7 protein-coding genes and 1 pseudogene are annotated in these 7,419 nt (G+C 56.1%); 2 read left to right on the forward strand and 6 right to left on the reverse strand.

The genetic code is table 11. From position 1 onward, the window contains the following. Nucleotides 1–148: 148 nt before the first annotated feature. Nucleotides 149–886, forward strand: coding sequence for a carbonic anhydrase (locus N1078_RS19105; RefSeq protein WP_034011920.1), 738 nt, complete (start codon nt 149–151; stop codon nt 884–886). Nucleotides 887–934: 48 nt separating this feature from the next. Here N1078_RS19105 and N1078_RS19110 read toward each other — a convergent pair whose 3' ends face one another. From N1078_RS19110 to N1078_RS19120, 3 genes are read right to left on the reverse strand one after another with little or no spacing between them, the layout of a single operon-like run. Beyond that, nucleotides 935–3,928 carry a Tn3 family transposase gene (locus N1078_RS19110; RefSeq protein ID WP_060495417.1) on the reverse strand — a complete coding sequence of 998 codons (2,994 nt, stop codon included), beginning with the start codon at nt 3,926–3,928 and terminating at the stop codon, nt 935–937. A gap of 3 nt (nt 3,929–3,931) precedes the next feature. Continuing rightward, nucleotides 3,932–4,342, reverse strand: a complete 411-nt coding sequence (locus N1078_RS19115; protein ID WP_034011919.1) for a putative toxin-antitoxin system toxin component, PIN family — start codon at nt 4,340–4,342, stop codon at nt 3,932–3,934. Continuing rightward, nucleotides 4,342–4,581 carry a ribbon-helix-helix domain-containing protein gene (locus N1078_RS19120; protein ID WP_034011918.1) on the reverse strand — a complete coding sequence of 80 codons (240 nt, stop codon included), beginning with the start codon at nt 4,579–4,581 and terminating at the stop codon, nt 4,342–4,344. The genes N1078_RS19115 and N1078_RS19120 overlap by 1 nt, the downstream gene beginning before the upstream one ends. A gap of 200 nt (nt 4,582–4,781) precedes the next feature. On the opposite strand from N1078_RS19120, the gene N1078_RS19125 reads away from it, so the two are divergent. Then, on the forward strand, nt 4,782–5,699 hold the full coding sequence (locus tag N1078_RS19125; protein WP_047306926.1) for a recombinase family protein: 918 nt from the start codon (nt 4,782–4,784) through the stop codon (nt 5,697–5,699). A 32-nt stretch (nt 5,700–5,731) separates the two neighbouring features. Here N1078_RS19125 and N1078_RS19130 read toward each other — a convergent pair. From N1078_RS19130 to N1078_RS19140, 3 genes and pseudogenes are all read right to left on the reverse strand, one after another. After that, nucleotides 5,732–5,971 (reverse strand): annotated as a pseudogene (locus N1078_RS19130) (IS21 family transposase); the annotation flags it as partial. Between the two features lie 360 nt (nt 5,972–6,331). Further along, the gene (locus N1078_RS19135; protein WP_274089663.1) at nt 6,332–6,811 is read right to left on the reverse strand and encodes a YqhA family protein; all 480 of its coding nucleotides are present in this window, start codon (nt 6,809–6,811) and stop codon (nt 6,332–6,334) included. 315 nt (nt 6,812–7,126) lie between these two features. Then, nucleotides 7,127–7,419 (reverse strand): hypothetical protein (locus N1078_RS19140; protein ID WP_274089664.1); only part of this gene is annotated, 293 nt, incomplete at its 5' end.

Raw genomic sequence — 7,419 nt, forward strand, 5'->3', positions numbered from 1 at the left:
AATGAGTGTCCGGATCAGCGTGGAATCACTGTCCGGATGTGCGTGGAATGGGTGTCCGAGTCAGCGTGGAATCCGCATCGAAAGTATTGCTGACGGCAATGTGCATCCGAGTTAATGTGGCCCAACACCACAATCTAGGAGCTGAACAATGAGCCAATCTGACCCGCAACACCCATCCCGCCGCATGCTGCTCAAGCGCGGAGCTGCCCTTTCCACATTGGCGATTACTGGAGTGGCCGGGTTAACTGTGCCTTCAGTGTCTTTTGCCGCAGCGCTTAGCAAAGAAGAGCGAGATAAAATGACGCCGGATGAGGTCATTGAAAGCCTGAAATCTGGCAATCTGCGTTTCCGTGAAGGCAAAATGCAGCAGCATGACTATTTGGCGCAAAAGCGCGCCAGTCAAAAGGGGCAGTATCCGTCAGCGGTAATTTTAAGCTGTATTGATTCGCGCGCTCCGGCGGAAATCCTGCTGGATGCCGGTATTGGTGAAACGTTTAACTGCCGTGTGGCTGGCAATGTGGAAAACGAAGACATTCTCGGCAGCATGGAATTTGCCTGTGCTCTGGCAGGGGCCAAGGTAATAGTGGTGATGGGGCATACCTCCTGTGGTGCGGTGAAGGGTGCCATTGCCAACGCCGAACTGGGAAACCTGACTGGATTGCTGAGCAAAATTAAACCGGCAATTACTGAAACGGCATACGCAGGTGAGCGTACGGCTGACAACTATGACTTTGTCGATTCCGTTGCCCGCACCAACATCAAGATGACGCTGGCCGATATCCGTCAACACAGCCCCACCCTGAATAAGCTCGAGCAGGATGGGAAAATAAAAATTGTAGGCGCTATCTATAAGCTTGTGGGTGGAGAGGTTGAGTTCTTTACCTGAGAATAAATAACCGTCAGCCTGGGCATGGCCGCTTTCGATCACAAACAGCTACAGGTCTTCCTCTGGATTACGCAGTGGCCGTAGCTCACCTCGGGCGACTTCTTCCGGTACCGCGAAGGAGTACCGTCCCAACATATTGATATGCTCGAAGATCAGCGGCGACAGCCGAACCAGATCCTCTTCCTGCACCGGGTAGCCGTGCTGCTTTAGCCGTTCCACAGCTGCCGTCATGTAGAGGGTGTTCCACAGCACGATGATGTTCACCACCAGGCCCAAAGCACCGAGTTGATCCTCTTGACCTTCGCGATAGCGCTGGCGAAGCTCGCCGCGTTTGCCATGGAACACGGCACGGGCCAGGCTGTGCCGACCTTCGCCTCGGTTCAGTTGGGTCAGGGTGGCGCGGCGCTTGGACTCATCATCGATGTAGGTCAGTGTGTGCAGGGTTTTCTCGATCCGCCCAAACTCTGCCAGCGCTTGGGCCAGGCGGGTCGGACGATCTCCCGTTTGCAGCGTGCGCATGATGCCGGTCGCCGGCACTCGACCGAGCTTGAGTGAACCAGCTAGGCGTAGTAGGTCATCCCAGTGTTCCGCGATCAGGTCGAGCTTGACCGACTGCCGGGCGAGTCCGTTGAGCTTGCCGTAATCCGCTTCTGGGCGTGTGCGCCAGAAGCGGGTGCCGCCGACATCGGCCAAGCGCGGGCAGAAGTGATAACCGAGCAAACGGAACAACCCGAACACCACATCGCTGTAGGCACCGGTATCGGTCATGATTTGTGTGGGCTGCAATTCGGTCTGTTGTTCCAGCACAACCGCAAGCAGTACCAGGCTGTCGCGCAAGGTGCCGGGTACTGTGATGGCGTTCAGGCCGGAGAACTGGTCGGAAATCAGGTTGTACCAGGTGACGCCCCGGCCGGTACCGAAGTATTTCGGGTTGGGCCCAGCATGCACGGTGCGCACTGGTACGACGAAACGCATGCCATCGGCGGAGGCCACTTCGCCGCCGCCCCAGATCTGAGCCAGCTCCAGTTGGCTTTGCGCCGACACCAGAATGGCGTTGGCTGCTGACAGGGTGTCGTCACGGAGATAGTTCTGGCTGACCCACGACAGCCGATCACGGCGCAGCGCTTGGTTATCGTTGCGGATCAATGGCTCCAGGCCGGTGTTACAGGCGCCTCCCAGCAGCACGGCGCACAGACTTGTCACCAGGTTGTCGGCCCGCGTATTGCGTTCGGATACATGGGTGAAGGCCTCAGCGAAGCCGGTACGGGCCGCGATTTCCAATAGGATTTCCGGCAGATCGACACGCGGCATCAAGTCGGCCACTGCTGCACGCAGTTGCAATAGCGAGTTTGGCTCCTCCAACTTGTCCAGCGCCCCGAGGGACAGCTCGGTTTTACCCTCTGCGCTCTCACTTAGCTGGATGGCCGGGTTGTCGGGAAGTCGGGCGGCAACCGCCTGCCACGTTGAATCCAGCTCAGCAGACAAAGCGTCCAAAGTGGTTTTGGCGTCGATGGTCAAGCCCAGTGAGCGGCAGATGATCGGTCGCGCCGACAGCCATTCTGCGCCATCGAGCAGACCGATACGCGGGTCGGCATAGCGCCAACTGGGTGCAACAAAGACATCGCGGCGGCGTAGGGCCGTGCGTAGTGCATCGAGCGTGCAGAAGACATAGGCGCCCATGTCGAGGGAGCCATCTTCGCGGGTGATGTGGTTCTGCCAGGCCTTGGCAACAATCTCCTGCGGCGCGTCATCCTCGGGCTTCCTGCGAGGTAGATTCAGTTGCAACCAGTCCAGACTAGCCGCCACCCCCTTGCCGGCGGGACTGAAGCCGAAGCGAATATGTTTCAGAAGATCGGGAAGGAAGCGGCGCACACTGCGGTAGCGCTCCTCCAGGGCGAGGTAAAATACATCGTTGGCCGGACGGATCAACGCAGTGACCTCTTCCAGGGCTTTCTCCAGCCTGACACGTGGCAGGTCGTTGAACAGCTGGGAACGGACGTTGTCATCGCTGATCGAGCTATCCAGCACGACCTTGCACGCAGCAGCGAGTGTTGCCGCCGAGCGATCCAGGTCTTTTAGGCTACGCAACCGGGCTTTCTTGTCAGCCTTCTCCGCATTGTTGAAAATATCACGTAGTAGCGCCTCCAGAACTTCCAGCGCATCGTCGTGCGCACTGGCTTCAAGGGAAACCGCGAACGCCACCAGCGTCGCCAACCGGCGCGACGCCGGCAGTCGATTGATGGCCGTGACCTTGGCCGTGTTGGAAAAGCGGGCCAGGGCTGCAATACGGCTGGGCGGGATATGTGCAGCCGGCGGCAAGGCGATACCCAACCCACGCACATCATCCAGCCGACGCAGCGCCCGAATCAGAGCAGGGCCACTGACCATCACCGGGCCGGAGCGTAGTTGATCCAGCCGGGAACTGCGGTTGCCTTCAGCCACCAGAAGCAAGTCTTGTAGGTGTTGTCTCTGTTCCTCGGTCACGCTGCGGCCTAAGGTGTACCAGAGGCGTTCTTCAACGCGGCTACGCAGTTGGGCAATGAAACGCTCTAACTGGGAAACCCCAGGCAATAGGACTTTCTGTGTGAACAGCCATGAGGCGGCTCGTTCAAACAGCACACCAGGCCGATCTGTGCCTGTCCAGCAGAGGGCATACAGCCATCGGCTCAAACGAAAGCCGATGCCAGGGTCTGTAAAGTGGCGATAGCCATAGCGCTCTTGAATATCGGCCGTATGTATCCAGCGACGATGATCGCTGTAACGCGCAAGACAGTCAGGGTCGGCGATTGCCAATTGCCGACAAAGTACATGCAGGACTTCCACCGGCACAGCAACGGGCTTGTCCGGCAAAACACCCACGAAGCGAACGGTAGTCAGCAGAACGGCATAGCCCAGGCGGTTATGGTTGCCGCGTAGTACCTGGACGGCTTCACGGTCTTCATCGCTCAGGTGGAAGTAGCGCTCCAGTTCATCACGGCTGGGTGCCTCGATGTAGCGACCAAAGCCGTCGCGCTGCTCCTGGGTCAGAAAGCCGACCGGCATGGATCACAGTACCTCGGCGCAGAACACCGCGGGGGTGACAATCCGCGTGCGTTCGATATGCCCGCGCTGCAAGAGGCCGGCGCGGCGATCACCGGTCACCAGATAGTCCGCATTGCCCGCCAAGGCCATGGCCAGCAGAAATGAATCATCCGGATCATCGGCTTCAACCTCGATGACCAAGCGCTCCAATACTACTGCGCGTTGCAGGTTGTTGATCATGGCTCCGACTTTGGCAGGCTGCAGGATGGCCTGAAGCTTGGGGTATCGACTAGCGCGCCGAATCTCATCGAGCTGTGCCCGTGAGGTTACTACCTCGAAGCGAGCCGAACGCCAGGCCCGATAGATCACATCAGGGGCCCCATGCGGTGAGATCAGCGCGCTGAATAGAATGTTGGTATCCAATACAACCCGCATCAGCGTTTACGTGCCCAGTCGAGCGCTTCATCAACCGCGTCGGTCAGCTCTGCCTCACTTAGATGGACGTTGAAAGCCTTGGCCTGTTCAGCGCTCAGTTCCAGGATGTGTGCCCGCACCGCCTCTTCGATGAAGCGCGACAGGTCGCCCTTACGGCCACCGCCTTGGCTGGCCAGAAACATGCGAAGCGATTGGTCGGTGTCGGTAGAGACGGCGACGTTCCAGCGAGTGGTGTTCATGACTTCTCCAATAACAGGTGTTTGTGTGTTTATACACCCGTTCCTTGCCGCTTCGCAATGGTTCGATAAAACCCTCGTTTTATAGAACTTTAACGGAAGACCAGCCCTGCTCTGAGTTAAGCCTCATTATGGTTTTAAATACTGGTATCGTTAATCAAGGTTCTATTTTCAATTTATCTGTTGAGTAAACGGTACTTCTGATGAAAATTGGCTATGCGCGGGTGAGTACTCGGGATCAGAACGCAGACCTCCAGATCGATGCTCTGAAAAAGGCAGGCTGCGAGCGGATCTATCAAGACGTTGCCAGCGGCTCAAAAAGCGCACGTCCGGAACTGGATAAATTATTGGTTCATGTGCGAGCCGGTGATGCCGTGGTGATTTGGAAGCTGGATCGTCTGGGACGCTCACTCAAGCACCTGGTCGAACTGGTCGGTGAATTGGCCGCTCGTAACGTTGGCCTGCAAAGTCTGAATGACCCCATCGATACCACTCACGCGCAAGGGCGCTTTGTGTTCAACCTGTTCGCTTCATTGGCAGAGTTCGAACGCGAGTTGATTCGTGAGCGCACACAGGCCGGCTTGTCCGCTGCACGGTCACGTGGTCGAGTCGGTGGCCGTCCGAAGGGGTTGCCAGCTCAAGCCGAAGCGACAGCTATGGCCGCAGAAACGCTGTACCGCGAGGGACGGTTAAGTGTGAGCGCCATTGGCAAGAAACTGCACATCTCCAAAAGTACGCTTTACCGCTACCTCCGGCATCGCGGCATAACGATCGGCGTACCCACAAAAATCTCCCTGCATCTCGACATTACAGTCCCACCGGCAGTGGACGATGCCGAACGGATCGCGACGGTCATATTGCGCCTGGCCGTCGAGAACAACAGCAAGTTCGTGCGTGGCAAAAAGCGGGCAAAAGAGAACATCGAGCGTTACTGCCTGGAACCCTATGGCATGAAGCCACTGGAGTCGGGCAACTACGCACTGAGCATTCCATATCGCAATGATGAGGCATTGGATAAGACGGTACATGATCTGCTGACCGAGATCAGCCAGGAAGCCGAGATGCGCAATTGTTTTATCGAGGCGGATGCCTGGGAAGAGGGCTCTGAGCGGAGGTGGTAAGGCTTACGTTGGTTTTTGGTTCCATTGCTCCCCAAACCCCTGGCACTGCGCCGCTGTTGCTTGGGCCGCAGCGAATCGGCTTTTAGCGCCTGCTCCAGCGTGGCGTGAAAAGGGCTGAGTTTGTTGAAGATCGCGCGGCGTTGGTAGACCGGCGGCTTGGCCTCAGGTGCTCTGACCCACTTGCGAATCGTGTTGCGCGCCAACCCGGTGCGCTTGGCTATCTCATGCAGCGACAGCTTGTCGCGGAAATACATCCGGCGGATTTTGCCCATCATTTCCATACTGATCACCCTGTGTTCTCCTGCTCAAAAATTGAGCAGAAGCAGTTGAACACCTGGGTCAGTTTTCAGTCGGCAGAACAGCCTCTACTGGGTCAGTTTTCGGTCAGCGGCAACAGAGTACCCTCTCTATGGATGCGCATAACGCCGCCAACACGCGCAGCTTTGTAGTGAAGGCGAAGCCGCAACCGAAATGGTGTCGCTATGCTTGGATTGGTTAGTGGCAGACGCCCGTGACGTTGGCTCTTGCCCAAAGCAGGCTCCCATGAAGCGTTGGCCGCCTACATTCTCTGCGGAGTGGTTGCCTCTCTAGTTCAGGCAACCAGCAGGTGACGTCTAACCGCGTGCTGTGCATCAGTCTTTCATATTCTTCCACGCGAATACCGAGGCCAAAATAATGATACCGATGGCAGCACCAAAGTATAACGTAGCGATCGTAGCGCCAATCTCTACCGCCTGCTCAAGGAACAGAACCACCAGTATCACAACAGCCACTTGGCTTACTGTTATCTTCAAATCATGGAAGCTCTTAATGTCCAGAGGGTTTTGGGATTCTCTGTCATCATCAGACACCGGACGGATGAACAGACGATACAGGTTAACCGCCATGATCTGAAAAGTAATAGCGATCAGCAGGAGATCCAACAGCTTCAGGAGGCGAACCGCGAGGCTCTTGCCGTCGCCAGCAGAGACAGGTATATCACGTACTACATCCAGTGCGGTATTCCAGATTATGTTAACCGAGGCACCATACAAGAGCAAAGATGACACCGCACAGATAACGACTGCCACCCACACCATAAACCGACTACTTCTGAAAACTCTCTCGATCATAATTTCTCCGGGCCGCGTCACAACGTCAGTTACAGACTCACAATTTTCTCTTAGTCGGTTTCACCGGACCATCTACTATCTCGTTAATCAACCTCTAGATTGTGCTTTCTACGGCGTTAGCCGAACACTGGAGCTGTCGGATTACTGCTGGATTACTTCAAACGTTCGTGACCCTGACATGACCTGGAGAAAAGCCACTAACAGTGATTAGACCGAACGCTCGACTAATACGCAGCCTAACATTTCGCTAACAATGTTGACTTTTCTCTTGCGGATCAGTGTTTTATGCATCTTTCACTCCCTTCTGCTGCGACGTTATATCGAACGCGGTATAAGCCAGTTATAGCCGAATGCGGCATAAGCCCGCGCTTCACAGCATGTCGCCAAAGCTAGCAGGAATGAATGCTTGTGTGAGATAAGCAAGGCATCCATGCCGCCGAAGATGGGACTGCGCGTGAGCAGTTGTTTCCATAATGCTTTTTCTGCTGTTGATTGCCAAGAAATTAGTGGCCGCTTCTGGCCGGTTAGCGATGTTGGCGCTGATGGAAAATTGACCCACCCTGCCGATTGAAATTTGACCCAGGGCGGATTGCTGATTTTGTTACCAG

Source organism: Pseudomonas sp. MIL19, assembly GCF_028680365.1.
GTDB lineage: Bacteria > Pseudomonadota > Gammaproteobacteria > Pseudomonadales > Pseudomonadaceae > Aquipseudomonas > Aquipseudomonas spirodelae.